General features: G+C 74.8%; 28 protein-coding genes. 14 read left to right on the top strand and 14 right to left on the bottom strand.

What is annotated here, in order from left to right; all coding sequences use genetic code 11:
* Positions 1-46: 46 nt before the first annotated feature.
* Positions 47-1,186, bottom strand: a complete 1,140-nt coding sequence (gene purM, locus ECOMGDLI_RS16760) for a phosphoribosylformylglycinamidine cyclo-ligase (protein WP_088318006.1) — start codon at positions 1,184-1,186, stop codon at positions 47-49.
* 195 nt (positions 1,187-1,381) lie between these two features.
* Between purM and ECOMGDLI_RS16755 the strand changes: the two genes are divergently transcribed.
* From ECOMGDLI_RS16755 to ECOMGDLI_RS16705, 11 genes are all read left to right on the top strand, one after another.
* Positions 1,382-1,615, top strand: a complete 234-nt coding sequence (locus tag ECOMGDLI_RS16755) for a hypothetical protein (protein WP_088318005.1) — start codon at positions 1,382-1,384, stop codon at positions 1,613-1,615.
* 64 nt (positions 1,616-1,679) lie between these two features.
* Positions 1,680-2,555: a xanthine dehydrogenase family protein subunit M gene (locus ECOMGDLI_RS16750; RefSeq protein WP_088318004.1), complete on the top strand. Its 876-nt coding sequence runs from the start codon at positions 1,680-1,682 to the stop codon at positions 2,553-2,555.
* A 1-nt stretch (position 2,556) separates the two neighbouring features.
* Positions 2,557-3,102, top strand: coding sequence for a (2Fe-2S)-binding protein (locus ECOMGDLI_RS16745; RefSeq protein ID WP_088318003.1), 546 nt, complete (start codon positions 2,557-2,559; stop codon positions 3,100-3,102).
* On the top strand, positions 3,099-5,483 hold the full coding sequence (locus ECOMGDLI_RS16740) for an aerobic carbon-monoxide dehydrogenase large subunit (protein WP_088318002.1): 2,385 nt from the start codon (positions 3,099-3,101) through the stop codon (positions 5,481-5,483). The genes ECOMGDLI_RS16745 and ECOMGDLI_RS16740 overlap by 4 nt, the downstream gene beginning before the upstream one ends.
* Entirely contained in the window at positions 5,483-6,445 is a 963-nt protein-coding gene (locus tag ECOMGDLI_RS16735; protein ID WP_088318001.1) for an XdhC family protein, read from the top strand. Before ECOMGDLI_RS16740 ends, ECOMGDLI_RS16735 begins: the two co-directional genes overlap by 1 nt.
* Positions 6,439-7,023: an SRPBCC family protein gene (locus tag ECOMGDLI_RS16730; RefSeq protein ID WP_088318000.1), complete on the top strand. Its 585-nt coding sequence runs from the start codon at positions 6,439-6,441 to the stop codon at positions 7,021-7,023. The genes ECOMGDLI_RS16735 and ECOMGDLI_RS16730 overlap by 7 nt, the downstream gene beginning before the upstream one ends.
* Positions 7,024-7,033: 10 nt before the next feature.
* On the top strand, positions 7,034-7,288 hold the full coding sequence (locus tag ECOMGDLI_RS16725) for a hypothetical protein (RefSeq protein ID WP_088289094.1): 255 nt from the start codon (positions 7,034-7,036) through the stop codon (positions 7,286-7,288).
* Positions 7,289-7,299: 11 nt separating this feature from the next.
* Complete coding sequence (locus tag ECOMGDLI_RS16720; protein ID WP_088317999.1) at positions 7,300-7,527, top strand: hypothetical protein; 228 nt, start codon at positions 7,300-7,302, stop codon at positions 7,525-7,527.
* An 8-nt stretch (positions 7,528-7,535) separates the two neighbouring features.
* Entirely contained in the window at positions 7,536-7,808 is a 273-nt protein-coding gene (locus ECOMGDLI_RS16715) for a DUF2561 family protein (protein ID WP_088289092.1), read from the top strand.
* 3 nt (positions 7,809-7,811) lie between these two features.
* Positions 7,812-8,111, top strand: coding sequence for a hypothetical protein (locus tag ECOMGDLI_RS16710; RefSeq protein WP_088317998.1), 300 nt, complete (start codon positions 7,812-7,814; stop codon positions 8,109-8,111).
* Complete coding sequence (locus ECOMGDLI_RS16705) at positions 8,108-8,488, top strand: hypothetical protein (protein ID WP_088317997.1); 381 nt, start codon at positions 8,108-8,110, stop codon at positions 8,486-8,488. The genes ECOMGDLI_RS16710 and ECOMGDLI_RS16705 overlap by 4 nt, the downstream gene beginning before the upstream one ends.
* 10 nt (positions 8,489-8,498) lie before the next feature.
* Here ECOMGDLI_RS16705 and ECOMGDLI_RS16700 read toward each other — a convergent pair whose 3' ends face one another.
* The 9 genes from ECOMGDLI_RS16700 to ECOMGDLI_RS16660 form a co-directional block, all read right to left on the bottom strand.
* Positions 8,499-8,954, bottom strand: coding sequence for a hypothetical protein (locus ECOMGDLI_RS16700; protein WP_088317996.1), 456 nt, complete (start codon positions 8,952-8,954; stop codon positions 8,499-8,501).
* The gene (locus tag ECOMGDLI_RS16695; RefSeq protein WP_088317995.1) at positions 8,951-9,244 is read right to left on the bottom strand and encodes a hypothetical protein; all 294 of its coding nucleotides are present in this window, start codon (positions 9,242-9,244) and stop codon (positions 8,951-8,953) included. Before ECOMGDLI_RS16695 ends, ECOMGDLI_RS16700 begins: the two co-directional genes overlap by 4 nt.
* 40 nt (positions 9,245-9,284) lie before the next feature.
* On the bottom strand, positions 9,285-10,439 hold the full coding sequence (locus ECOMGDLI_RS16690; RefSeq protein ID WP_198954931.1) for a VWA domain-containing protein: 1,155 nt from the start codon (positions 10,437-10,439) through the stop codon (positions 9,285-9,287).
* Positions 10,432-11,307 carry a MoxR family ATPase gene (locus ECOMGDLI_RS16685; RefSeq protein WP_088317994.1) on the bottom strand — a complete coding sequence of 292 codons (876 nt, stop codon included), beginning with the start codon at positions 11,305-11,307 and terminating at the stop codon, positions 10,432-10,434. Before ECOMGDLI_RS16685 ends, ECOMGDLI_RS16690 begins: the two co-directional genes overlap by 8 nt.
* Positions 11,308-11,377: 70 nt before the next feature.
* Positions 11,378-11,605 carry a hypothetical protein gene (locus tag ECOMGDLI_RS16680; RefSeq protein ID WP_088317993.1) on the bottom strand — a complete coding sequence of 76 codons (228 nt, stop codon included), beginning with the start codon at positions 11,603-11,605 and terminating at the stop codon, positions 11,378-11,380.
* A gap of 10 nt (positions 11,606-11,615) precedes the next feature.
* Complete coding sequence (locus ECOMGDLI_RS16675) at positions 11,616-12,542, bottom strand: XdhC family protein (protein ID WP_143447752.1); 927 nt, start codon at positions 12,540-12,542, stop codon at positions 11,616-11,618.
* An 88-nt stretch (positions 12,543-12,630) separates the two neighbouring features.
* Complete coding sequence (gene purF / locus ECOMGDLI_RS16670) at positions 12,631-14,223, bottom strand: amidophosphoribosyltransferase (RefSeq protein WP_088317991.1); 1,593 nt, start codon at positions 14,221-14,223, stop codon at positions 12,631-12,633.
* Between the two features lie 28 nt (positions 14,224-14,251).
* Positions 14,252-14,536 carry a hypothetical protein gene (locus ECOMGDLI_RS16665; RefSeq protein ID WP_143447751.1) on the bottom strand — a complete coding sequence of 95 codons (285 nt, stop codon included), beginning with the start codon at positions 14,534-14,536 and terminating at the stop codon, positions 14,252-14,254.
* A gap of 88 nt (positions 14,537-14,624) precedes the next feature.
* Positions 14,625-14,993 (bottom strand): sterol carrier family protein, encoded by a 369-nt coding sequence (locus ECOMGDLI_RS16660; RefSeq protein ID WP_088317989.1) that lies wholly within the window; start codon positions 14,991-14,993, stop codon positions 14,625-14,627.
* Between the two features lie 75 nt (positions 14,994-15,068).
* Between ECOMGDLI_RS16660 and ECOMGDLI_RS16655 the strand changes: the two genes are divergently transcribed.
* The gene (locus ECOMGDLI_RS16655) at positions 15,069-16,562 is read left to right on the top strand and encodes a GNAT family N-acetyltransferase (RefSeq protein ID WP_088317988.1); all 1,494 of its coding nucleotides are present in this window, start codon (positions 15,069-15,071) and stop codon (positions 16,560-16,562) included.
* A 257-nt stretch (positions 16,563-16,819) separates the two neighbouring features.
* Positions 16,820-17,884 carry a LacI family DNA-binding transcriptional regulator gene (locus ECOMGDLI_RS16650; RefSeq protein ID WP_088317987.1) on the top strand — a complete coding sequence of 355 codons (1,065 nt, stop codon included), beginning with the start codon at positions 16,820-16,822 and terminating at the stop codon, positions 17,882-17,884.
* An 8-nt stretch (positions 17,885-17,892) separates the two neighbouring features.
* Here the strand turns inward: ECOMGDLI_RS16650 and ECOMGDLI_RS16645 are convergent, their stop codons facing one another.
* Positions 17,893-19,440: a GGDEF domain-containing protein gene (locus ECOMGDLI_RS16645; protein WP_143447750.1), complete on the bottom strand. Its 1,548-nt coding sequence runs from the start codon at positions 19,438-19,440 to the stop codon at positions 17,893-17,895.
* Positions 19,441-19,508: 68 nt separating this feature from the next.
* Here ECOMGDLI_RS16645 and ECOMGDLI_RS16640 point away from each other — a divergent pair, with 68 nt between their 5' ends.
* Positions 19,509-20,354: a thioesterase family protein gene (locus tag ECOMGDLI_RS16640; RefSeq protein ID WP_088317985.1), complete on the top strand. Its 846-nt coding sequence runs from the start codon at positions 19,509-19,511 to the stop codon at positions 20,352-20,354.
* A gap of 1 nt (position 20,355) precedes the next feature.
* Here ECOMGDLI_RS16640 and purL read toward each other — a convergent pair whose 3' ends face one another.
* The 3 genes from purL to ECOMGDLI_RS16625 all read right to left on the bottom strand — a co-directional run bounded on the left by purL (position 20,356) and on the right by ECOMGDLI_RS16625 (position 24,839).
* On the bottom strand, positions 20,356-22,689 hold the full coding sequence (purL, locus tag ECOMGDLI_RS16635) for a phosphoribosylformylglycinamidine synthase subunit PurL (protein WP_088318055.1): 2,334 nt from the start codon (positions 22,687-22,689) through the stop codon (positions 20,356-20,358).
* 668 nt (positions 22,690-23,357) lie between these two features.
* On the bottom strand, positions 23,358-24,494 hold the full coding sequence (locus tag ECOMGDLI_RS16630) for a hypothetical protein (protein ID WP_088317984.1): 1,137 nt from the start codon (positions 24,492-24,494) through the stop codon (positions 23,358-23,360).
* Between the two features lie 75 nt (positions 24,495-24,569).
* Entirely contained in the window at positions 24,570-24,839 is a 270-nt protein-coding gene (locus ECOMGDLI_RS16625) for a DUF2277 domain-containing protein (RefSeq protein ID WP_088317983.1), read from the bottom strand.
* Positions 24,840-24,905: the final 66 nt, after the last annotated feature.

The following is a 24,905-nucleotide window of genomic DNA, read 5'->3' as shown; positions in this document are numbered from 1 at the left end:
CGCACGGGGATGACGCCCGCCCCGGCGCCGGTCCGCCGGCCGGCCGTCAGGCGGGGTGGTCCCCGACGAGGCGCACCGAACCGCCGTCGACGCCCTTGGCGCCCTGGGTCAGCTCGCCGTCCGCGAGGCCGGCCGGGTCGGTGTCCGGCTCGGCCGCGACCGCGCCGAGCACCCACGCGGGCAGCCCGCGCGCCGTGAGCCGCGCGACCGCCGCGTCCGCGACCTCCGCCCCGACGACGGCGACCATCCCGACGCCGACGTTGAGCGTGCGCTCGAGGTCGGCGCGCGGCACCCCGCCGAGCCGGGCGACGAGCCCGAACACCGGCGGCGGCGTCCAGGTCGCCCGGTCCACGGTCGCCCGCAGGCCCTTCGGCAGCACCCGGGCGAGGTTCGCGGCGAGCCCGCCGCCGGTCACGTGCGAGACCGCGTGCAGGTCCGGCCCGAGCGCCGCCGCGAGGTCGAGGACGTCCGCCGCGTAGACCCGGGTCGGGGTGAGGATCTCCTCGCCGACCGTGCGGCCGAGGTCGTCGACGTGCCGGTGGTAGTCCCAGCCGTTGGCGGCGAGCACCCGGCGCACGAGGCTGAACCCGTTGGAGTGCAACCCGGACGACGCCATGGCGACGACGACGTCCCCGCCCCGGACCCGGTGCGGGCCGAGCAGGTCGTCCGCCTCCACGACGCCGGTCGCGGCGCCCGCGACGTCGTACTCGTCGGCGCCGAGCAGCCCCGGGTGCTCCGCGGTCTCGCCGCCGACGAGCGCGCAGCCGGCCTGCTCGCAGGCGGCCGCGATCCCGCGGACGATCGCGGCGATCCGCTCCGGGACGACCTTGCCGCACGCGATGTAGTCGGTCATGACGAGCGGCCTGGCCCCGCACACGACGATGTCGTCGACGACCATGCCGACGAGGTCGAACCCGATGGTGTCGTGGATGTCGAGCGCCTGGGCGACGGCGACCTTCGTGCCGACTCCGTCGGTCGAGGACGCGAGCAGCGGACGCCGGTAGGCCTTGAGCTCGGAGGCGTCGTAGAGGCCGGCGAAGCCGCCGATCCCGCCGAGCACCTGCGGACCGTGGGTGCGCGCGACGGCCGCCTTCATGAGCTCGACGGCCCGGTCACCCGCCTCGGTGTCGACGCCGGCGTCGGCGTAGGTGATCCCGGACGGCCGGCCGGCCTGCGCGTCGCTCACGGGAGAATCCTAGGGCGCGCAGGGCGCCCGCCGCGGGGCGGGCCGGGGCCGCCCGCGGCGGGTACCTCCCGGGCGGTGCGGCACGGTCCGCCGCAATGTGGCCCGATCGGGTCACCACATTGACCCTTTCCACACGCCCGTGGTGACGTGGGCCACAGGTACGGTTCGCCGACAGGACGGACGTGGAGGTCTGCCATGCGTGTCGAGTCGGACGGCCACAGCCGCGGGAACCCGCGTCTGTTCGAGCTGGTCGAGAACGCCCCGAAGACCGGCAAGAGCCCGACCGTCTGGGCGTGGCCGGAGCTCATGGACTACCTGAAGGTCGCCGGGCAGCCGGTCCAGGGTCCGTGGCCGCCGCACCAGCAGCCCCGGCCCGACCCGGACGCCGACTCCGGCCCCGTCGCCGTGCCGGACCCCGAGTCCCGCTGACCCCCGGGTCCTGCTGACCCCGTCCACAACCCCCTGCCGGTCCACCCGGCACGAAGGAGGCTCGGTGTACCCGTCCAGGTTCGGCTACGAGTCGCCGCGCGCGCTCGACGAGGCGATCGAGCTGCTGACCCGCGGCCAGGGCGAGGCGAAGATCCTCGCCGGCGGCCAGAGCCTCATCCCGATGCTGAAGCTGCGGTTCGCGTCGCCCGAGATGCTCGTCGACATCAACAACCTGCCGGGCCTGTCGCACCTCACGGTGGACCCCGACGGCTCGCTGCGCGTCGGGGCGCTCTGCAGGCACTCGCAGCTCGAGCGCGCCGCCGCGCTGGCGGGCCCGTTCCCGACGATCGCCGCGGCCGCGCCGCTCGTCGCCGACCCGATCGTCCGCAACCGCGGCACGCTCGTCGGCTCGATCTGCCACGCGGACCCGCAGGGTGACTGGGCTGCGGTCGCGATCGCGCTCGGCGCCTCGGTCGTCGCGCAGGGCCCGTCGGGCCGGCGCCGGATCCCGGTCGCGGACTTCGTCAGCGGCCCGTTCCAGAACGTCCTCGCGTACGACGAGGTGGCCGTCGAGGTGGTCTTCCCGGCGGCCGCCGGGACCGCCGCCGGCGGCTACCTCAAGCTCGAGCGCCGGGTCGGCGACTTCGCCACCGCGGGCGTCGCGGTCGGGCTCGAGCGGTCCGGCTCCGTGGTGACCCGGGCCGGGATGGCCCTCACCGGCGTCGGCGGCGCGACGATCGACGCCTCCGGGGCCGCGCAGGCCCTCGTCGGCGGCGAGCTGACCGCCGACCGGATCGCCCGCGCCGCCGAGGGCGCGGCCGCGGCGGCCAAGCCGCGCAGCGACCACCGCGGGAGCGCCGCGTACAAGCGCCACATCGTGCACACCTTCGTGACGCGGATCCTCACCCGGGTCGCGGACGACGTGGAAAGGGCAGCCTGAGATGACGAGCCTGTTCGAAGAGGTCCCCCGGGCGGAGGAGGACGCGGTGCCGGTGCGCACCGTGAGCGTCACCGTCAATGGGGAGCGGCGGACCGTCAAGGTCGAGCCGCGGCTGCTGCTGGCGCACATGATCCGGCACGGCCTGAAGCTGACCGGCACGCACACCGGCTGCGACACCTCCAACTGCGGCGCGTGCACCGTGCTCCTCGACGGCCGGCCGGTGAAGAGCTGCACGATGCTCGCCGTCCAGGCCGACGGGCACGAGGTCACCACGGTCGAGGGCCTGGCCGGGCAGAGCGAGCTGCACCCGGTCCAGGAGGGCTTCAAGGACGAGCACGGCCTGCAGTGCGGCTTCTGCACGCCGGGGATGATGCTCACCGCCAAGGCGCTGCTCGACGAGAACCCGGACCCGACCGAGGACGAGGTGCGCTGGGCGTTGTCCGGCAACCTCTGCCGCTGCACCGGGTACCAGAACATCGTGAAGTCCGTGCTGTGGGCCGCGAAGAAGCAGCGGGCCGCGGCCGGCGAGACGGGAGCCGGGGAATGACAGCGCTCGACGAGATCAAGATCGGCGGTCTCGGCGCCAGCCGGCGGCGGGTGGAGGACAACCGCTTCATCCGCGGCAAGGGCAACTACGTCGACGACATCGTGCTGCCGGGCATGCTCCACATGGAGATCCTGCGCAGCCCCGTCGCGCACGCCCGCATCGTCTCCATCGACACGAGCAAGGCCTGGGCGATCCCGGGCGTCCGGCTCGTGCTCACCGGCGAGATGATGGCCAAGCGCAACCTCGCGTGGATGCCGACCCTCAGCTACGACACCCAGGCCGTGCTCGCGACGGACAAGGTGCGCTTCCAGGGCCAGGAGGTCGCCTGCGTCATCGCCGACGACCCCTACATCGCCAAGGACGCGTGCGAGGCGATCGTCGTCGAGTACGAGACGCTGCCGGTCGTCGTCAACCCCGAGCAGGCGCTCGCCACGGACGCCCCCCTCATCCGGGACGACAAGGAGAACCAGCAGGACAACGTCGTCTTCGACTGGGAGGTCGGCGACGCCGCCGGCACCGACCGGGCGTTCGCCCAGGCCGACCTGGTCTCGAAGATCGAGCTGCACTACCCGCGCTCGCACCCCTCCCCCATCGAGTGCTGCGGGTCGATCGCCGACTTCGACCGCTCGACCTCCAAGCTCACCGTCTACATGACGACCCAGGCGCCGCACATCATCCGGGCTGCCGTCTCCCTCGTCGCCGAGCTGCCCGAGCACATGATCCGGATCGTCTCGCCGGACATCGGCGGCGGCTTCGGCAACAAGGTGCCGGTGTACCCCGGGTACGTCATGTCGATCCTCGCCTCGATCCTGCTCGAGCGTCCGGTGAAGTGGATCGAGGACAAGACCGGCAACCTCATCTCGACCGGCTTCGGACGCGACGTCTACCTGCGTGGCGAGATGGCGCTGCGCAAGGACGGCAAGATCCTCGGCGTCCGGATGCACACCCTCTCGGACCACGGCGCCTTCTTCGCCGACGCCCAGCCCAGCAAGTTCAAGATCGGGCTCATGCACTCGGCGTTCGCCGCGTACGACATCCCGGCCGCGCACCTGCTCGCCCGGGGCGTCTACACGAACAAGGCGCCCGGCGGCGTCGCGTACCGGTGCTCGTTCCGGGTCACCGAGGCGATGTTCTTCCAGGAGCGGATGGTCCAGGCGGCCGCCGACGACCTCGGGATGGACCAGGCCGAGTTCCGCCGGGTGAACTTCGTCCGGGACGACGACTTCCCGCACCGGACGGCGTTCGGCTTCCTCACCGACTCCGGGCAGTACGGCAAGTGCCTGGACGTCGGGCTGGAGGCGATCGGCTACGCCGACTTCCAGGAGCGCAAGAAGGAGGCCGCCGCGCGCGGCCGGCTGCTCGGCATCGGGATCTCGACGATGACCGAGCCGCTCGGGGCCGGCAACAGCCGCGAGTACGACATCCTCGGCATCAAGATGTTCGACTCCGCGGAGCTGCGGGTCCACATGACCGGCAAGGCGCTGCTGCGCACCGGGGCCAAGACGCAGGGCCAGGGCCACGAGACGACATGGGCGCAGATCGTCGCCCACGAGCTCGGTCTGCCGGCCGAGGACGTCGTCGTCGAGGAGGGCGACACCGACACCGCGCCGTTCGGGATGGGCACGTACGCCTCCCGGAGCACCCCGGTCGCCGGCGCCGCGGTCGCCATGGTGGCGCGCAAGATCCGGGCGAAGGCCCGCAAGCTCGCCGCGCACCTGCTCGAGGTGTCCGAGGAGGACGTCGAGTGGGAGCTCGGCCGGTTCTACGTGCGCAGCGCGCCGAACCGCGGCGTGACGATCCAGGAGTGCGCCGCGGCGGCGTACAGCAACATGCCCGACGGCATGGAGCCCGGCCTGGAGAACGTCGCGTACTACGACCCGCCGAACCTCACCTGGCCGTTCGCCTGCTACATCGCGACCGTCGAGGTCGACCCGCAGACCGGTGTGTGGGACGTCCTCAACTTCGTCGCCGTCGACGACTGCGGCGTCCGGATCAACCCGATGATCGTCGAGGGCCAGATCATGGGCGGCCTCACCGAGGCCTACGCGATGGCGAGCATGCAGTTCATCACGTACGACGCCGAGGGCAACTGCGTCGGCTCGAACTACATGGACTACCTGCTGCCGACCGCTTGGGAGACACCGGGTTTCGAGCTCCACGAGGTCGTCACCCCGTGCCCGCACCACCCGATCGGCGCGAAGGGCATCGGCGAGTGCGCCACGGTCGGCGGGCCGGCCGCGTTCGTCAACGCCGTCATGGACGCCCTCAAGGGGTTCGGCGTGCGCAACATCGACATGCCGATGCTGCCGGACCGGGTCCACGAGGCGATCACGACCGGTCGTGACGTGTCCGGCCACCCGCCGGTGCGGCAGGACGACTGATGGACGAGAACGCCGCCGACGGCTGGGACGTCCTCGCCCGGGCCCAGGAGCTCTCGCGGCAGGGCGAGGAGTTCGCCCTGGCCACCGTGGTCTGGCGCTCCGGGCCGTCGTCCGGGCACCAGGGGTCCCGGATGATCGTCACCGCGGACGGCCGGCAGATCGGCTGGATCGGCGGCGCGTGCGCCGAACCGGCGGTCGTGCGGGCGATGCAGCAGGCGGTCGTCGACCGGACGCCGCGGCTGCTGCTGCTCGGCGACGCCGCGAAGTTCGGGGGCTCGCTCCCGGAAGGGATGGCCACGGTGCCGATCTCGTGCGCGAGCGACGGGGCGCTGCAGGTCTACGTCGAGCCCGTCGTCCCGGCGCCGCACCTGCTCGTCGTCGGCCGTTCGCCGATGGCGCACACCCTGCGCGGGCTCGCCGACGTGCTCGGCTGGCGGGCCGAGGTGGTGGACGCCGAGGCGTTCTCCGCCGACGCCGTGACCACCCGGACCGTCGTCGTGGTCGCCACCCAGGGCCACGGCGACGAGGACGTGCTGGAGACGGCCGTGCTGGCCCGGCCCGCGTTCGTCGGCCTCGTCGCGTCCCGCCGGCGCAGCGAGACCGTCGTCGGCTACCTCGCCGACAAAGGCGTCGACGCCGCTCTGCTCGGCGCCGTCCGGTCGCCGGTCGGCCTCGACCTCGGCCGGACGACGCACCGGGAGATCGCGGTCGCCGTCCTCGCCGAGCTGGTCGCGCTGCGCGCGTCCGGCGGGCTGGAACCTGACCGGACGGCGGCAGCGGCCGCCGAGGCGACGCCGGCCGCCGACGTCGTCGACCCGGTCTGCGGGATGACGGTCCGGCCGTCGCCCGCCGCGTTCCCCTACGAGCTCGACGGCACCACGTACCACTTCTGCTGCGCGGGCTGCCGGACGGCGTTCTCCAAGGCCCCCAACGACTACCTCCCGGAGGGTTCGCGGTGCTGATCACGAGCACGTTCGAGGTCTCCCAGCCGCTGCCACGGGTCTGGGAGTTCTTCGGCAACATCCCGCAGGTCGCCGCGTGCCTGCCCGGCGCGGCGATGACCGACGACCTCGGCAACGACACGTACGGCGGTCACGTCGGCATCCGGATGGGCCCGGTGAAGATGCAGTTCGCCGGCAAGGCCGCCATCACCGAGCGCGACGAGGCGGCGCACCGGATCGTCATCGACGCGACCGGCGCGGACGAGAAGGGGCGCGGCCAGGCCGCGATGCTCGTCACCGCGCGGCTGTCCGCCGCGGGCAGCGCGACGAAGGTCGTCGTCGAGCAGGACCTGCAGCTGTCCGGCGCGGCCGCGCAGTACGGCCGCGGCATGATCAACGACGTCAACGCCGTGCTGCTGCGGGACTTCTCGGTCAACGTCCAGAACCGGATCACCGCGATCGCCGAGGGCCGCGACCCCGACTCGGTCGGCACCGCGGCGGCCGCCAGCGGCCTGGCGATCGGCCTGCAGGCGGTCCGGATGGCGCTGCTGCGGGTGTTCCGCCGGTTCTGCCTGCCCTACCGCCCGGCGACGAGCTGAGGAGCTCCTGATGACTCTCTGGTGGATCGGCAACGCCCTGCTGCTGCTCGTCGTGGCCCCCGTGCTCGTCGCGCTGCTCAACCGGGTGCTCGCCGCCCTCGAACGGATCCGCGGTGCCGCGGACGACATCCTCGCCGGCGGCGTCGCGCTCGTCGGCGAGCTGGAGCCCGCTCCGGCACTGCTCGCCAAGACCGACACGACGGTCGCCGCCGTCGCCCAGGGCGCCGTCCGGTACGCCGGCTCGGTCGCGAAGCTGCTGGGCTGAGAGGAGCCGACATGCCTGCCGTCGCCGTGGTCACGCTCGTGATCGCCACCGTCATCATCGCCGCCGCCGCGCTCGGGCTCGCCCGGGTCATCGGCCACCTGAAGGCCGTGACCGACACCCTGGACGCCGTCATCGGCGGGGTCCGGGCGGTCGCCGACCGGACCAGCACCGTGCCGACCGTCGTGCCGTCGGTCAACGCCAGCCTGAAGCCCGTCCGCGACTTCTGCGAAACGATCTGAGGAGCCCGATGTCCGTCCTTCACGCCGCAGGCGAGGGGTCGACGACCGGCTGGGTCGTCGGCTACACGATCGGGGTCGTCGTCGTCCTCGTCGTCGTCGCGCTCGTCGTCCCCATCCTCCTGCTGGCCCGCCGGATCGGCGGCCAGGCACAGGCGATCGACGACTCCCTGCAGGAGTCGGTGCGCAACACGGCGGCCCTCGCCGGGCTGCGCACCACGAACGAGCACGTGCCCGTCATCGTCGCGGGGCTGCAGCGCGGCCGCGCCCGGCTGGGAGGCTGACCCGTGAACGCCACCGTCGCCCTCGCCCTCACCGACACCCAGCGCCAGCTGTGGTGGGGCGCGATCATCGCCGGGCTCGTCGTCGTCCTCGCCGTCGCGGCCCTGCTCACCGTGCTGGTGCTGCTGGTCCGGACCATCGACCAGCGGGTCGCCGCGGTCAAGGCCACCCTGACCCAGGCCGCGGCGAACACCGCCGACACCGCGCTGCTCGCGCAGACCGCGGCCGGTGTGGACGCCGTCCTCGCCGAAGGCCTCGAGCACCACCTGTTCCTCGGCCGCGTCCTCGGGAAGGTCCGCACATGACCACGCTCGTCGTGCTCTCCGTCGTCGACGTCGTCCTGCTGATCGCAGGGCTGGCGTTCTACCTGTGGATCGTCGGCGGCCAGCTCGGCCGGGTCGCGACGAACCTCGAGGAGTGCGCCGAGCTGGTGCGCACGATCAAGCGCAACGCCGAGGCCATCGAACCGGGCCTGCAGCAGGTGACCCGCACCGGTGGCGTCGTCGCCGGCGCGCTGCCGCTGCTCTACGGGATGGCCGAGGGCATCGTCGCCGGCGTCACGTACGAGCCGGCCCCCGCGGAGGCGCTCGCGCACCCGGCCCCGGCCAGGCCCGCGATGGGCCGCCGCCGCACCCGCCTGCACGAGGGCGTCGGCTACGACCCGGAGAAGCTGCCCGTCTGACCCGTCGGGCTCACTCCTCGTCGGGCGCTCGCTCCTCGTCTGGCGGGGTCCGCGACGTCGTCAGCGGTCCCGTCGTGCCCGGCGTGCTGTAGCCGCCGATCCACTCGTCCTTCCACGTCGACTCGTACTGCTCGTCGTTGCAGGACGGCTTGTACACCGCGAGCAGCTCGTGGACGATCTGCTCGCGGTGCGAGGGGAGGCCGCCGGGCACCTCGAACCAGGCGACGAAGAGCTTGAAGCGGTCGCCGGCACGCTTGACCCAGCGTGCGGAGTGCTTGTGCTGGAACGGGAAGCCCACGGTCGAGAGGTCGTCGGCGTGCCCGGCGTAGATGACCGCGAACTGCTCGCGGGCGGGGTCGGTCTTCGTCATGACGACGTAGACGCCCGGCTTGGCCGGCGCGGTGAAGCCGGCGAGCACGCGCGGCCCCTCGAAGAAGTAGCCCGAGAGCGTCCCGAGCCGGATCATGCGGGCCGGTCCCAGCCCTCGTCGTCCTCGTCCTCGCTGACCGCGTCCTCGTGCACGACCGGCCACGCGGGCAGCCCGGACCGCTCCGCCGCCTCGGCGAACAGCTCGCGGCCGCGGGTCAGCGCGTCCTCCCGGGAGTCCGCCTCGACGACGACCTGCGCACCGTAGCGCGGGGTACCCAGCCCGGACGCGATCCCGCCGTGCCCGGCGACGGCGTCGGCGAGCTCGACGACCTCCTCGCGGGTCACGACCCGGTCCCCCTCGGCGACGACCGAGACGCTCCACCTCACGACGGTTCCTCCTCGTCCGGCAACGGGTCCACCCGTTGCGTCACAGCGTCGGCAGCACGCCGGCGAAGTCCTCCAGGCTGCGCAGGTCGTGGCCCGACAGCAGCAGGTCGACGTACGGTGCGGCGACCATCATCCCCATCGTGCTCGGGACGAAGTCCACGGCGTCGCCCTTGTGCGGGTTGAGCCAGACGACCGTCCGGCACAGCCGGGAGAGCCGCTCCATCGCGTCGGCGAGGACGGCGGGGTCGCCGCGGTCGAGCCCGTCCGAGCAGATGACGACGACGCCGCCGCGGCACACTCCGCGCCGGGCGTGGTCGCGCACGAAGGTCCGCAGCGAGTCGCCGATCCGGGTGCCGCCCTCCCAGTCGAAGACGGCGTCCGCGGCCCGCGAGAGCGCGTCGTCCGGGCGGCGGCGGTCGAGCGAGCGGGTGATCCGGGTCAGCCGGGTGCCGAAGCAGAACACCTCGACCCGGGTCGTCGCGCGCCGCGTCGAGTAGGCGAAGTGCAGCAGGTTGCGCGAGTAGTCCGACATCGAGCCGGAGACGTCGAGCACCAGCACGAGCCGCCGGGTGCGGCGCCGGTGCCGCAGCCGGCGCAGCTCGCCGACCTCGCCCTGCCGGCGCAGCGCCTCCCGGACGGTGCGCCGGACGTCGGGCCGCCGGCCGGACCGGTCGGACGCCGTCCGCCGGCTGCGCCGTCGCGGCGGCGCGAGCCGGATCGCCGAGATCATCCGCCGGACGGCGAGCAGCTCGTCCGGCGTGCAGAGCGCGAACGCCTTGCGGCGCAGGATCTCCGCGTTCGCGGCGACGTGCCCCATCGGGGTCTGCTCGCCCTCCTGCTCCTCGTCGCCGGGCTCGGTCTGCGGCACGGTGAGCTCGGCGACGACCCGGGCCGCGGCCCGCAGCACGGTCCGCTCCGGCTCGGGCCGGCGGTCCGCCTCGTGGAGGAAGAAGCGGCGGAAGACCGCGTCGTAGACCGGGATCTGGTCGCGCCGCGTGACGAGCGTCGTCCGGCCGCCCCAGTAGAGGTCCTCGACGTCCGACAGCCGCAGCACCGCCATCGCCCGGGTGTACGTGAGGACGTCGCCGGAGCCGACCGGCAGGCCCTCCTCGCGCAGCGCCTGCGCGAAGTCGACGAGGAGCCGGACCGGGGCCGGGACCTCGTCCGCACCTGCCGCCGGCCCGGGCTCAGCCACCGTCGAGGACACCGTCGATCCGGGACAGCACGAGGTCGAGGTCGTCGCGCTCCTTGACGACGGCGCCGAGCGAGTCGCGCAGCGCGTCGGCGGTGAGCTCGGGCTCGTCGAGCACCTGCAGGGTGCGGACCCAGTCGATCGACTCCGCGACGCCCGGCGGCTTGGACAGCTCCATGTCCCGCAGCCGGTTCACGGCCGCGACGACCTGCGCCACCAGGCCGTCGGCGGCCTCCGGCGCCCGGGCCAGGATGATCTCGGCCTCCCGCTCGGGCGTCGGGTAGCCGACCCAGTGGTAGAGGCAGCGCCGCTTGAGCGCGTCGTGCAGCTCCCGGGTCCGGTTCGAGGTGAGGACGACGAGCGGCGGGCTCGGGGCCACCACGGTGCCGATCTCGGGGATGCTGATCTGGAAGTCCGACAGCACCTCGAGCAGGAACGCCTCGAACTCGTCGTCGGCCCGGTCGACCTCGTCGATGAGCAGGACGGCCCCGGCCCCCGCCCGGACGGCGGCGAGCAGCGGCCGCTCGACGAGGAACTCGGGGCCGTAGAGCCGGTCCACGGTGCCGTCGTCGGTGAGGTCGTGCTGGGAGAGCGCGCGGACCTGGAGGAGCTGGCGCGCGTAGTCCCACTCGTAGAGCGCCTGCGCCGGGTCGATGCCCTCGTAGCACTGCAGCCGGATGAGCCGGCGACCGAGCATCGTCGCGAGCACCTTGGCGATCTCGGTCTTGCCGACGCCGACCTCGCCCTCGAGCAGGAGCGGGCGGTCCAGCGACAGTGCGACGTAGGCCGCCGTGGCCAGGCCGCGGTCCGCGAGGTAGCGCTCCTGCCGCAGCCGCTCGGTCAGGTCGGCCACGCTGGTGGGACGCGTCATCGGGTCCTCTCGGGTCGCGCCCCGAGGGGCGTGCGTGCGGACGTGCGGTCGGCGTCGGGCTCGGCCCCGGTCAGCCGTCGGACGGCGTCGGGCCGAGGACGAGGTCTCGCAGCGAGCCCTCGCCGCTCTTGCCCTCGCGGGCGAGCAGGTCCTTCCAGGCGGAGCGCAGGTCGGTGCCCGGCTCGGCCATCCCGTCGAAGCTGAAGTCGCGCATGTTGCGGCAGATCTTCGCCGGGCCGCAGTCGTCGTCCTGGGGGCCGGACGCGTCGGCGGCGGACCCGGTCGGGGTCTCGGTCACGGTGCCTCCTTCAGGGTGTGGCGGCGCGGGCCGCCGGGACGGCCGGGGACAGGTCCTTGCCGGCCGCGACGGCGACCGCCTCGGCGAGGACGGCGAGCGCGACCTCGGCGGGCGGCCCGGCGCCGATGTCGAGGCCGGCCGGTGCGTGCAGGGCGGACAGGTCGGTCACGCCGCGGTAGCCGAGCCAGTCGACGCACGCGGCGACCGCGCGCCGGCCGCCGACGAGCCCGACGTAGCCGACGGACGACGCGAGGGCACCGACGAGCGCGGGGCCGGCGACCTCCGGGTCGTGGCCGACGACGACGACCTTGTCCAACGGTGAGAGGCCCGCGATCACGGCCGCGGCCTCGCCGCCGTTGCCGAAGACCCGCGGCTGCCAGCCGAGCAGCGCGGCGGCCGGCTGCAGCGCGGCGACGACCGGGCCGCCGCCGACGAGGAGGAGCGCGGGCACCGGGCGCAGCACGGTGACGACCCGGTCGCCGGACGCCTGCGTGCTGCTCCCGCCCGCGGGGAGGCCTGCCTGCGCGTCGTCCGGGTCGACGAACCGGACGAGGGGCTCGCCGTCCACCGGCAGGTCGAGGACCAGCCCGGCGGGCCGGCGGTCCCGGACCCGGTCCCAGAACTCGGTGGGCAGCGCCTGCGCGGGGGTGACGACGAACCGGGCCCGGGCGTCGGTGGGCAGCCCGGCGACGAGCGCCTCGGTGACCCCGACCGTGAGGGTGACCAGCCGCGGGACACTGCGCTGCGGCGCGACGTCCGCGAGCCGGTCGTCGAAGGCGCCGCCGAGCACCGACCCGACCCGGCCGCCGCCCGCCGTCAGCGCGAGCGCGGCGCCCGGTTCGGCGCCGTCCAGCCTCTCGCTGTCGACCAGCCAGGCGACATCGACCCGCGTGCCTGCGCGCAGGCAGCCGAGCACGCTGAAGGCGATGTCGTACACGTTTCGAGCGTAGGTGGGCCGGACCCCCGGTGCACGCTGTCGATCGGGTCCTCCGTGACCCGATCGGGTCAGATTCGCCGACGCAGGGTCAGGGCCGGGACAGCGCGTCCGGTGCCCCGCCGCCCAGGCCGGTGCTCACGCCCTCGGCGTCCCGGCCGGTGACCCGGACGCCGTTGGTCCGCTCGAAGGGCAGCTCGGGCTGCTCGGCGGCGTCCTCGAGGGAGTGCTTGCCGAGCTGGGCGGCGTCCGGCAGGGCCACCGGGTACACCCCGGTGAAGCAGGCCGTGCAGAGCCGCTCGACCGGCTGGTGCGTCGCGGCGACCATGCCCTCGAGCGAGATGTAGCCGAGGCTGTCGGCGCCGATGCTCGCGCGGATCTCCTCGACCTTGAGGCCGTTGGCGATGAGCTCGGCGCGGCTGGCGAAGTCGATGCCGTAGAAGCAGGGCCAGGTGACGGGGGCGCTGGAGATCCGGACGTGGATCTCGGCGGCGCCGGCCTCGCGGAGCATCCGGATCTGGGCGCGCTGGGTGTTGCCGCGGACGATGGAGTCGTCGACGACGACGAGCCGCTTGCCCTTGATGACGTCGGTGAGCGGGTTGAGCTTGAGCCGGATGCCGAGCTGGCGCAGGGTCTGGCTCGGCTGGATGAAGGTGCGGCCGACGTAGGAGTTCTTCACGAAGCCCTGGCCGTACGGGATCCCGCTCGCCTCGGCGTAGCCGACGGCCGCGGGCACGCCGGACTCCGGGACGCCGATGACGAGGTCGGCCTCGACCGGGTGCTCGGCGGCGAGCCGGCGGCCCATGTCGATCCGCGAGGCGTGCACGCTGCGGCCGGCGATCGTCGTGTCCGGGCGGGCGAGGTAGACGTACTCGAAGACGCAGCCGCTCGGGGTCGCCTCGGCGAACCGGCTGGAGCGCAGGCCGTCGCGGTCGATCGCGACGAGCTCACCGGGCTCGATCTCGCGGATGTAGCTCGCGCCGATCGTCGCCAGCGCGGGGGTCTCGCTCGCGACGACCCAGCCGCGGTCGAGCCGGCCGAGCACGAGCGGGCGGATGCCGTGCGGGTCGCGCGCGGCGTAGAGGGTCTCCTCGTCCATGAAGACGAGGCTGAACGCCCCCTTGAGCAGCGGCAGGATCTCCAGCGCCGTGGCCTCGAGGGTGCGGTCCGGGTCACCCGCGAGCATCGCCGTGACGAGCGCGGTGTCCGTGGAGTTGCCGCGCTGCCACTCGGCGCGGTTCTGCTCGTCGACGCCCTCGCCGAGGTGCTCGAGGAGCCAGCGGCGCAGGTCCTTGGAGTTCGTCAGGTTGCCGTTGTGGGCCAGCGCCACGGTGCCGGAGGCGGTGTCGCCGATCGTCGGCTGCGCGTTCTCCCACGTCGAGCCGCCGGTCGTGGAGTAGCGGCAGTGCCCGACGGCGATGTGGCCCTGGAGCGTCGACAGCGCGTTCTCGTCGAAGACCTGGGCGACGAGGCCCATGTCCTTGTAGACGAGGAGCTGGCGGCCGTTGCTCACCGCGATCCCGGCGGCCTCCTGGCCGCGGTGCTGCAGCGCGTAGAGCCCGAAGTAGGTGAGCTTGGCGACCTCTTCACCGGGGGCCCAGACCCCGAAGACGCCGCACGCGTCCTGGGGGCCCTTCTCGCCGGGCATGAGGTCGTGGGAGAGCCGTCCGTCGCCGCGAGCCACGGGTCCAGTGTCACACAGCCGCGGGCGGCTACCGGCGGCGGCGCTCGACGAGCAGGGCGACCGCTGCCCCGACGACGCCGCCGACGAGCCCGAGGATCGCCGCGAAGTAGCGCACCAGGGTGCCCGTCGAAAACTCCTCGGCCTGGGCCGGGTCGTCGAACGCGAGCGCGACGACGATGCCGAGGAGGACGCCGACGACGACCCCGGTGACGACGAACGGGCCGTACCTGGGCGCCCGGCGCAGCCGGACCTCGACGGCGCCGTCGGGCAGCTTCGGCTGCGGTGCCGGGTCGGCCGCGGGGGTGTCGCTCACCCGGACGACGCTAGCCGACGGGCCGTCCCCCCGCACGGTCCGCACGGGTCCGCGCTCGTCGTCCCGGTCCGGGGCCGGGAGGAGCGGGTCACTCCAGCGGCAGCAGGCCCGAGAGGTCGGCCCGCTCGCCGCTCGCGCTGACCCGGCCGGTCGCGACGGCGTCCGACCACGACGTGCGGCCGGTCGCGAGCGCGAGCCAGGTGTCGGCGTCCGTCTCGACGACGTTCGGCGGTGTGCCGCGGGTGTGCCGGGGGCCGGGGATGCACTGGACGACACCGAACGGCGGCACCCGGACCTCGCACGCGCCGCCGGGGTAGCGGTCGGCGAGCTCGGCGAGGGTCCAGCGGACGGCGGTCGCGAGCACCGGGCGCGGCGGCGGGCTGCCGTCGGGCGCCGTCCGCCAGGCCGTGACGGCGGCGAGCCCGTCGGCGGGGTCGATCCTGCGACGCGGCGGCACACCGCGATCCTGCCAAGCGGGCCGGGGCACGGTCCACACGGGGGACGGCGGCGGCCGGCGTGGTGCACTACCGCCATGGCGACGCTCGGGTTCCTCCACACGGCGCAGGTCCACGTGGAGACGTTCCGCGGCCTCGTCCGGGAGGCCGCGCCCGACGCCGACGACGTGCACCTCGTCGACGCGGACCTGCTCGCCGACGCACGCACGGACGGTGTCGGGGCCGTCCGGGCCCGGGTCGCCCGACGGGTCGGCGAGCTCGTGGCGGCCGGCGCCGACGTCGTCGTCTGCACCTGCTCGACGATCGGGGGTGCGGCCGAGCAGGCCCCGGCGGGCGTGCCCGTGCTGCGGGTCGACAGGCCGATGGCGCGCGCGGCGGTCGCGGCCGGCGGGCGGGTCGGCGTCGTGACGGCCGTGGCGTCCACGGTCGGCCCGACCCGGGCGCTGCTCCTCGAGGAGGCGGCGGCCGCGGGCAGCGGCGCGGTGCTCGTGGACGCGCCCTGCCCGGCCGCCTGGGAGCTGTTCGAGGCGGGCGACGTCCGCGGCTACCTCGACGCGGTCGGCGCCCACGTCGAGGCGCTCGTGCGCTCGGGCGGGGCGGACGTCGTCGTCCTCGCCCAGGCCAGCATGGCGCCGGTGGCGGACCGGTTCACGGACGGCGCCGTCCCGGTGCTCGCCGGCCCGGCCGCGGCGGTCTCCGCGGCGGTCGCGCTGCTGGCCCGCGCGGGCACGCCAGCCGAAACCCCTGACCACCCGGACGACCCCGCCGCTAGCGTCGGGCCCATGCGCGACCTCCCGCCCGGTTGGGCCACCGACCTCGCCGTCGACGAGCTCATGGGGTCGACGGTCGAGGACCGCGGCGACCACCTCGTCGTCCGGACGCCGGACAACCCGACCTTCCACTGGGGGCACTGCCTGTTCGTCCTCGACGACGCCCGGGTCGACGACCCGGAGCACTGGCTCGGGGTCTTCGCGCAGACCTTCCCCGACGCCGGCTGGGTCGCCGTCGGGCTGCCCCGGTTGCCGGCCGACCTCGCCCCTTGGACGGCGCTCGGCATCGAGGTCGAGCTCGACGACGTCCTCACGACCCGCGACCTGCCGCGGCTGCTGCCGGCGCCCGCGGGCTACGACGTCCGCCGGCTCGTCAGCGACGAGGACTGGGAGCAGCACGTCGCGCACGAGCTGCGGGAGAACGCCCGCACCGGCGAGTACCCGCCCGAGGGGCACGAGCGCTTCGTCCGGGGGCAGACGGCGGCCCGCCGGGTCGTCTGCGAGCGCGGCGACGCCGCCTGGTTCGCCGCCTTCCACGAGGGCACGCTCGTCGCCGACCTCGGGATCGTCCGCTGCGGGGACGACGCCCGGTATCAGTCGGTCGGGACCGAGCAGGAGCACCGGCGCCGCGGCCTGGCGGGCCACCTGCTCGGTGTCGCCGCCCGCTGGGCGGCCGACCGCGGGGCCCGCCGCTGGGTCATCGTCACCGAGGAGACGAACCCGGCCGGCCGGGTCTACCGCAGCGTCGGCTTCGCCCCGGACCGGGGCAGCGCCCAGGCCTACCGCAAGCCTGCGTACTGACCGTCGCAGACAACGTGGTCGCCGACGCGAACACCCGTGATCCACCGCAGACCCGGCACGGCCCCCGGACGTCCCCCGCAGCCGGGGGCCACGAGGGCAACCTGAGCGGGCCACCGGTTGACAACCTTGTCAGCCAGTCGCGACGATGATGCCCTTCCGGACACCGTCAGTGGCGACGGCCCCGCCCCGTCGGGTTCGGCCCCAGACCGTGATGCACGTGCGCCGCGCGGCGCGACAGCCGACAGGGGTCCCACGAGATGAGCGCCTCCACCGACGACACCGCCCGAGCGGGCGTCGACGGGGGTGAGTTCCGCCGCCCGACGATGCGGGACGTCGCCGCCCGCGCCGGGGTGAGCCTCAAGACCGTCTCCCGGGTCGTCAACGCGGAGCCCGGTGTCTCCCCCGCCCTCGCCGACCGGGTCCGGCGCGCGGTCACCGAGCTGGACTTCCGCCCGAACGTCGGGGCGAGCAGCCTGCGCCGCGCCGACGGCAAGACGGCGACGGTCGGCCTGCTCGTCGAGGACGTCGCCAACCCGTTCTCGTCGGCGCTGCAGCGCGCGGTCGAGGACGTCGCCATGCCGCGCGGCGTCGTCGTGTTCTCCGCGAGCCTCGACGAGGACCCGGAGCGCGAGCGGGAGCTGGCCCGGGCCTTCGCCGCCCGCCGCGCCGACGGCCTCATCCTCGTGCCCGCGAGCGACGACCAGTCCTACCTCGAGGCGGAGGTGCGGGCCGGGACGGCCGTCGTCTGCGTCGACCGGGCCTGCCGCGGCGTCGACGTCGACTCCGTCGTCGCGACGAACCGCAGCGGGGCCGCCGAGGGCGTCCGGCACCTGTTCGCGGGCGGCCACCGCCGGGTCGCCTTCCTCGGGGACCGGCAGTCGATCTGGACGGCGAGCGAGCGCTACCAGGGCTACCTCGACGCGTTCGCCGCCGCGGGCCTCGAGATCGACCCGTCGATCGTCGTCCACGACCTCACCGACACCGGGGTCGCGGACGGCGCGACCTCCACGCTGCTCACCCGGCCGAACCCGCCGACGGCGCTGTTCACCGCCCAGAACCTCGTGACGATCGGGGCGCTGCGCGCGCTGCGCCGGCTCGGCGCCGAGCGCACGGTCGCGCTCGTCGGCTTCGACGACTTCCCGCTCGCCGACCTCGTGACGCCCGGCGTCACCGTCGTCGCGCAGGACCCGACGGCGATCGGCAAGCTCGCCGCGAGCGTCCTGTTCTCCCGGCTCGCCGGCGACACGTCACCGACCCAGCTGCACGTCGTCCCCACGACGCTCGTGCGCCGCGGGTCGGGCGAGATCCCGCCGCCGCGCTGACGGCCCGGTCAGGCTCCGGGAGCCGGCAGCCCGGAGGGCTCGCCGGCCGGCCGCGGGACGGCGTGCGCGCCGGCCCGGACGTCGTGCGGCGCGTCACCGGGCGGCCGCCCGTGCACGGCGACCCGGCGCGGCGTCCGCTTCGCCGAGTACATCGCGAGGTCGGCCCGGTGCAGCAGGTCGCCGCGCGAGACCGGCCCGTCGTCGTCGGGGGCGTGCGCCACGCCGAACGTCACCGAGACCGACACCTGCACCCCGGCGACCGGGAACGGCGCTTCGAGGGCGCGCACGAGCGCGAGGGCGAGGGTGTGCCCGGCGTCGAGCGGGTCGCCGTCCGGCGCGGGCAGGAGGACCGCGAACTCGTCCCCGCCGAGGCGGGCGAGCACGGCGTCGTCGGGCACGCAGGCCAGGAGCCGGAGTGCGGCCTCACGGAGCAGGTCGTCCCCGGCGGCGTGCCCCAGGCCGTCGTTGACCTGCTTGAAGCGGTCGAGGTCCCCGAGGAGGACGACGACCGGCACGGCGAGCGGCGGCTCGAGGGCGGCGTCCAGCGCCTCGTAGAGGCCGCGCCGGTTCGCGAGCCCGGTGAGTTCGTCGGTGCGGGCCTGCACGTGGGCCTCGGCGTGCCGGCGCTCGGACGTGTACGCGAGGGCCAGCCGGGAGAGCGCGGCGAGGATCGCGGTCACGGCGAGGACCACCCCCGCGAGCGGCAGCCGGACCCGGGAGCCGACCGCGAGGATCGTCAGGGCGGTCAGCGACGCGGCGAACGGGACGACGAGCGCGGCCGCGCTCCAGGTCCGGCTCGCCGCACGGCCGTTGCCGTCGGGCACCGGCGCGGCGAGCAGCGAGACGACGGCGGCACCGAGCACCCAGATGCCGTCGACGGGTGTGCCGGTCTGCCAGTCGCCCAGGCTGATCCGGACGACGAACCACCAGTCCGCGGAGCCGAACAGCGCGATCCCGAGGGCGAACCAGCCGGAGATCCGCTCCGGGCCGGAGACCGCGATCCCGGCGACGAGCAGCGTGAGGACGACGACGTCGCAGACCGGGAAGGCGAGGATCAGCGCCACCGGGACGCCGCCTGCGCGCGCCGACTCCACCGCGGGCGGGACGACGAAGCAGACGAAGGCGGCGCCGATCGCGAGCGCGCCGACGACGGCGTCGACGGCCGGGCCCGGGCGGGCGTCCCGCAGCCGGCCGCGCAGCAGCATCGCGACCGCGACGACGGCGAAGGGGTAGCAGACGACGTAGAGGAGCAGGCTGGGGACGACGCTCCACTGCGGCTGGACGGGGCTGGTGTGCGCGTTCGCGACGACGTTCCCGAGCCCGAAGAAGGTGATCCACACGGCGACCGGGACCCGCCAGCCGCGGTGCCGCCGGTCCCGGGCCGCGAGCACCCACACGTAGGCCGCGCACAGCTCGATCGTCAGCACCTGGAGGAACAGCTCGCGCCAGATCTGGTGACCGCTCGGCCCGACGAGGAGCGCGCCGAGGTAGACCCCGGTCGCGACGAGGGCAGCCTGCCGCAACGGGGCCGCGGCACCTGGCTGCTGCGGCCTCATGCTCCTGAGTCGGCCTCCCCGGGCTCCCCCTTGATGGCGCACCCGGATGACCGCCCTAGGCTGCGGCTGTGACGAGCGCCTTCGACGACGCGACAGCGGTACGGGCCACGGGCGGGGGCACGTTCACGATCACGATAGACCCGCAGTGGTCGATCGGCGGTCGGGCGAACGGTGGCTATCTGCTGAGCGTGACGACGCGCGCGGCGATGGCGGCCCTGGCGGTCGCGGACGAGGCGCCGGCCACCGAGGGTGACGCCGCCCGGCCCGCGCTCGAGCCGGTCGCGGTCACCGGTGCGTTCGCCGCCGCGGCCCCGTTCGGGCCTGCCGTCGTCGAGACCGAGGTGCTGCGCCGCGGGCGGTCGACGGCCGTCGTCCGGGCCCGGCTCGTGGCAGACGGCGCGACCTGCCTGGAGACCCTCGTCACGGCGGGGACCCTCGAGCCGGCCGACCCGCTCGTGCCCGGCCCGGCGCAGCCGCCGATGCCCGACCGCGAGTCGTGCATCCGGATGCCGCAGCGCGCGCCCGGTTTCGAGGTCCCTCTCATGGGGCCGCTCGACCAGCGGCTCGACCCGGTGACCCTCGGGTTCGCGATGGGCACCCCGAGCGGTGCGGGCGAGCTGCGCGGCTACGTGACCTTCGAGGACGGCCGCGACCTCGACCCGCTCGCCCTGCTCCTCGTGGCGGACGCCCTGCCGCCCGCGACCTTCGACGTCCCCGGGCTGCACCTGGGCTGGGTGCCGACGCTCCAGCTGTCGGTGTTCGTCCGGGCCGTCCCCGCGCCGGGGCCGGTCGTGGTCCGGCACGTCGCGCGCAGCGTCGGCGCCGGTGCGGTCGACGAGACGACGGACGTCTGGGACTCGACCGGCCGGCTCGTCGCCGTCGGCCACCAGCTCGCGCTGGTCCGCGCCGTCTAGGTCACACGCCGAAGACCGCCGGCAGCGTCCCGGTGTGGGCCGCCGCCAGCTCCTCGAGCGACAGCGTGAACAGGCCCTCGACGGTCAGCCCCTGGCCGCCGTCCGGCCCGGCCGCGTCGTCGACGGTGCCGATCCGGGCGAGCGGGTAGCCGTGCGCGGCGCACAGGTCGGCGAACCGGGCCTCCCGGTCGGCCGGCACGGCGACGACGGCCCGCGCCGTCGACTCGGCGAAGAGCGCGACGAACGGCGTGACGCCGTCGCGCGCGCAGACCTCGTCGAGCCGCACCCGGGCGCCGACGCCGTACCGCAGGCAGGCCTCGGCGAGGGTCTGCGCGAGGCCGCCGTCGGAGACGTCGTGCGCGGCCGAGACGAGGCCCTCGTGCGCGGCCGCGACGAGCACGTCGCCGAGGGTGCGCTCGGCGCCGAGGTCGACCGTCGGGGGCAGGCCGCCGAGGTGGGCGTGCTCGACCCACGCCCACTCCGAACCGGCCAGCTCCTCGCGGGTCGTGCCGAGCAGGTAGACCGCCTGACCGGCCTCCCGCCACCCGGACGGCGTCCGGCGCGCGACGTCGTCGAGCACCCCGAGGACGCCCACGACGGGCGTCGGGTGGATCGCGACGTCGCCCGTGGAGTTGTAGAACGACACGTTGCCGCCGGTCACCGGGATGCCCAGCTCGAGGCAGCCGTCGGCCAGGCCCGTGACGGCCCGCTCGAACTGCCACATCGAGTCCGGGTGCTCGGGCGAGCCGAAGTTCAGGCAGTCGGTGACGCCGGCCGGCCGGGCACCGGCGGTGACGACGTTGCGGTAGGCCTCCGCGAGCGCGAGGCGCGCGCCCTCGTAGGGGTCGAGCGCGCCGAAGCGGCCGTTGCAGTCCATGGCGATCGCGACGCCGAGCCCGCTCTCCTCGTCGACCCGCACGACCCCCGCGTCGTCGGGCATCGCGAGCGCCGTGTTGCCCCGCACGTACCGGTCGTACTGGTCGGTGACCCAGGCCCGGCTGCAGAGGTTCGGGGAGCCGACCATCCGGAGCACGAGGGCGCGCAGGTCCTCGCCGGACGACGGCCGGGGCAGCGCGTCGGGGGTGTCCGCCTGGCGCGCGTCGAGCCAGGCGGGGCGCGCGTACGGGCGGTGGTAAACGGGGCCCTCGTGGGCGACGGTCCGCGGCGGCACGTCGACGATGGTCTGCCCGCGCCAGCGGACGACGAGCCGCCCGGTGTCGGTGACCTCGCCGACGACGGTCGCCTCGACGTCCCACTTCGTCGTGATCGCGAGGAACGTGTCGAGGTCGGCAGGCCGGACGACGGCCATCATCCGCTCCTGCGACTCGCTCATGAGGATCTCCTCGGGGCGCAGCGAGGGATCGCGCAGCGGGACGTCGTCGAGCATGGCGAGCATGCCGCCGTCCCCGTTGCTCGCGAGCTCGCTGAACGCGCACGAGAGGCCGGCCGCGCCGAGGTCCTGGATGCCCGTGACGACCTCCGCCGCGAACAGCTCGAGGCAGCACTCGATGAGCACCTTCTCCGCGAACGGGTCGCCGACCTGCACCGCCGGGCGCTTCGTCGGGCCGCCCTCCTCGAAGGTCTCGCTCGCGAGGATCGAGGCACCGCCGATGCCGTCGCCGCCGGTGCGGGCGCCGAAGAGCACGACGAGGTTGCCCAGCCCGGTCGCGTTCGCGAGGTGGATCTCGTCGTGCCGCAGGACGCCGAGCGCGAGCGCGTTGACGAGCGGGTTGCCCTGGTAGCAGGGGTCGAACGCGACCTCGCCGCCGATGTTCGCCAGGCCCAGGCAGTTGCCGTAGCCGCCGACGCCGGCGACGACGCCGGGGGCGACCCGCTGGGTGTCCGGGTGGTGCAGGTCGCCGAAGCGCAGCGAGTCCATGACGGCGACCGGGCGGGCCCCCATCGAGATGATGTCGCGGACGATGCCGCCGACGCCCGTCGCGGCGCCCTGGTAGGGCTCGACGAACGACGGGTGGTTGTGGCTCTCGACCTTGAAGGTGACGGCCCAGCCGTTGCCGATGTCGATGACGCCGGCGTTCTCGCCGATCCCGACGAGGAGCTTCGAGCGCATCTCCTCGGTCGTCTTGTCGCCGAACTGCCGAAGGTGCACCTTGCTCGACTTGTACGAGCAGTGCTCGGACCACATGACCGAGTACATGGCGAGCTCGGACGACGTCGGGCGGCGACCGAGGATCTCCCGGATCCGGTCGTACTCGTCCTCCTTGAGGCCGAGGTCGCGGTACGGCTGGACGACGTCGGGCGTCGTCGCGGCGTGCTCGACGGTGTCGAGGGTCGGTCCGGACGGCGTTCCACCGCTCGGCGTCGGGGTGCTCACGGTCGATGCGGTCGATGCGGTCGGCTCGGTCGACTCGGTCGTCTCGGCGCTGGTCACGGTCTCCGGTCCAGGGGGATGCGCGGGGTCGGACGGCGCCCACGCTATCGCGACGGGCGCGGCGGCACCTGGTCCGGTGGTCGACCGAGCACGANCCCGACGACGGCGTGGGCGGCGTCCGGCCCGCGGCGGCGCGGGCGCCCCACGCCGTCGTCGGGCCGACGTCGTGCTCGGTCGACCACCGGACCAGGTGCCGCCGCGTCGAGGTGGCGATGCCGTGGTGCGCCCGGCCGCCGGCCCGCAGCAGCGGGAGCAGCGCCCCGAGGCCGGGCTCCGTACCGCGGTCGAACCAGACCGCGGACGGCGTCGTCCCGGCCAGCGTCTGCGGGCTGCCGACGAGGACGACGCGGCCGCCTCCCGGCCCGTCGAGGTCGAGGACGACCCGGCCCTGCACCTGCCGGCGGCGCCGCGGGGCACGGTCGAGGACGTCGACCCGGGTCCGCAGCTCCCACTCGCCGTCCCCGACGATCGTCACGGTCTGCGCGACCATGACCGACTCCGTCACCGAGCGCACGGCGAGCCGCCAGACCAGGTCCTGCCCGCCCGGGGCGGGTCCCGGCGCCGGCGGCAGCGCCACCGTGGGCGGCTGGACGACCACGCGCGCAGCCATCTCAGGCCGTCGCCGCCGGGGTCGCCGCCGGGGTCGCCTCCGGAGTGGCCGTCTCGGTGGCGGTCGCCGCACCGGACGCCGCGGGTGCCTCGGACGCGACGGGCGGCAGACCCGGGTGCGTCACCGGTGCCGTCCGCACCGCCCGGGCGCCCTGCGCGGGGGCGCCGGCGGAGACCTCCACGGTGGACGCCGCGACCGGGACCTCGACGGCGCAGACCACCTCGGCGGTCGCTCCCGGCGCGAGCAGCGTGCTGATGTCGTCGCCGTCGGCGGCGTCCTCGCAGCGCTTCATCGGCACCGAGACGCCGTCGACCACGGCGCGCAGGTCCTGCCGGAAGGTGAAGTAGACGCCGGTGCCGTAGTAGGTCGGCACGCGGCGGTGGGCGATCTGCAGCCGCAGGTTGAGGAAGCGGGTGCCCGTGCGCGCCCGGCCGCCGTACGCGGGCAGCCCGTCGAGCCCGAACGAGGCGTCGGTCACGGTGACCGTCGCACCGCCGCCGCCGTTGCCGGTGAGGACCTTCCCGACCGGTCCGACGGTCGCCGGCACCGGGTAGCCCTGCGCGGCGCCCTGGGTGCCCGCCGCCGGGAAGACCGCCGGGACCGTCCCGGACTCGTGGACGTCGAGGGTCCAGCCGTCGAGCGACGCCGGGTCCACGGTGTCGACGTAGGCGTAGGCCTCGACCGTCGTCCCGGACTGCACGACCGACTCGCCCCGGGCCGGGCGGATCCGGGCCTCGGCGGAGTCGGCGCCCTTCGTCAGACCCAGCTGCGCCAACGACAGCTGCCACGTCTCGGTCGTGTTCCGGACCCTGAACCGCACGAGCACGCCGGCCGGGTCACCGGACGGGAACGGCGTCGGGACCGCCGTCGACCCGGTGACCGTGTCGCTGTCGGGGAAGGGCGAGTGCAGGACGACCTGGGTGACGGTGTACTCCATCCCCGCGTAGTCGACGGGGCCGGGAAGTGCCGGTGCCTCCAGCGGCGTGACGCTCGGGGCCGGGCGGGACGACGTGGCGGTGCCGCCGTCGGCGGGCCCGGCGGTACCGGCGCCCGCCCCGAAGGGCAGGGCGCAGCCGGACAGGAGCAGCGCGGGGACGATGGCCGCGGGCAGGGTGCGGCGCAGGGGCATCGAGGTCATGCGGCCGGACGGTAGGCAGCCGCGGTCACCGCCGGGTCACCACCGGGTCACCGCCCGGCCGCGACCCGGTCGCGGTCAGCGGGCGTAGCGCTCCGCGGCCCGCGCCCGCGCCTTGGCCGCCTCGACCTCGCGGTCCTTGGGGGCGCCGTGCGCGACGAGGGCGTCGAGCAGCCGCTGGGTGGCGGCGGCGACCTCCTCGACGGCCCGGTCGAACGCCTCGGCGTTGTCCTTGGCCGGCTTCGGCGAGCCGCTCACCTTGCGGACGTACTGGACGGCGGCCGCGTGCACCTCGTCGGGCGTCGCCGGCGGCGCGAAGTTGTGCAGGGGGCGGATGTTTCGGCACATGCGTTTCTCCTATGTCAAGCCGCAGCCGGCAGGGTGCCGGCAGCGCTCGACGGGTTGTTCTTGAGG

Source organism: Kineosporia sp. R_H_3 (genome assembly GCF_002198675.1).
In the GTDB taxonomy this organism is placed as follows: Bacteria; Actinomycetota; Actinomycetes; order Actinomycetales; family Kineosporiaceae; genus R-H-3.
Note: the sequence above shows the minus strand (reverse complement) of the source record. Positions and strands in the feature narration are given on the sequence as shown.